We start from the raw sequence: 1,017 nt of genomic DNA on the forward strand, positions 1-1,017 counted from the left end.
AATTCATTGCAATTTTCTATCTTTCAGTCTTAATCGGAAAATCGTACCGATTTTCCGCAACTGAAATTTATACGCTAACGTTGTGGTGCATTATGACCGAACGTTTAGAAATCAACGGAAAACGTAAAATATTTTAAAATGATAGTAACAGCAATAATTTTTATAGTTCTTGGGTTTTTAATAAAATACGGAAAAATGTATTGGCTGATTGCTGGCTACAATACAATGCCGAAAGAAGAAAAGGAAAAATACAATATTGAAGGAATAGCAAATTTATTTCGAAATGTGATGTTTGGAATGGCTTTAATTATCATTTTTGGGTATTTAATATCTGTATTGACTGAAAATCCAAGTATTCAAAATTATGCTTTTTGGACTTCAATGATTGTCGGAATACCATACTTGTTAATAAAATCAAACTCGAAAAAATATAAAATCAAGAATCAATAATGAATTTACCCTTTGACAATCCCTTATTTCTAATTCCGTCATCGTCTGGAATAATTTTTATGCTCGCAGGATTTTTAATGCTAAAATTTCCACCGAAAAAAATAAATGGACTTTATGGATACAGAACCTCAAGTTCTATGAAAAGTCAAGAAAGATGGGATTTCTCTCAAAAATACTCTTCCATTGAAATGATTAAGCTTGGAGCTCTTTTGACTTTAAGTTCGACTATTGGATTAATATTTGAACCCGATGGGAAAATTGGAATGTTTTTAGGATTGGGATTAATGATATTAATGGTCGTATTTTTATTAATACGAGTTGAAAAAGCAATTAAGAGTAAATTTGCGAATGAATAATAACGACACCACAACAATGGCTATAAGTAATTGCTTGTTCTCGCCTACTTCTGAAAATCCTCACGGATTTTCAGTTTGGTGTGTACTTGCAAAGTTAAGTGCTAACCCACGCAACTACTCATAGCCGAGACCGTTGTGCATTATTATGACAAAAACTATGAAAAATATATTGCTTTTAATCTTGACCTTGCTAAATTATTTTGTTTATTCT

General features: G+C 30.9%; 2 protein-coding genes. Both read left to right on the plus strand.

Annotated elements, in window-relative coordinates; genetic code table 11:
• Nucleotides 1-138 precede the first annotated feature (138 nt).
• Nucleotides 139-450 (plus strand): DUF3784 domain-containing protein, encoded by a 312-nt coding sequence (locus WA340_RS03830; RefSeq protein ID WP_336068597.1) that lies wholly within the window; start codon nucleotides 139-141, stop codon nucleotides 448-450.
• A gap of 137 nt (nucleotides 451-587) precedes the next feature.
• Nucleotides 588-806: an SdpI family protein gene (locus tag WA340_RS03835; protein ID WP_442920765.1), complete on the plus strand. Its 219-nt coding sequence runs from the start codon at nucleotides 588-590 to the stop codon at nucleotides 804-806.
• Nucleotides 807-1,017 lie beyond the last annotated feature (211 nt).

Origin of the sequence: Mesoflavibacter sp. CH_XMU1422-2 (assembly GCF_037029245.1) — a bacterium.
In the GTDB taxonomy this organism is placed as follows: domain Bacteria; phylum Bacteroidota; class Bacteroidia; order Flavobacteriales; family Flavobacteriaceae; genus Mesoflavibacter; species Mesoflavibacter zeaxanthinifaciens.

Excerpts from the sequence above, each read along its gene's own strand:
- WA340_RS03835 (WP_442920765.1), top strand. The coding sequence starts at position 588 with ATGAAAAGTCAAGAAAGATGGGATTTCTCTCAAAAATACTCTTCCATT.
- WA340_RS03830 (WP_336068597.1), top strand. The coding sequence starts at position 139 with ATGATAGTAACAGCAATAATTTTTATAGTTCTTGGGTTTTTAATAAAA.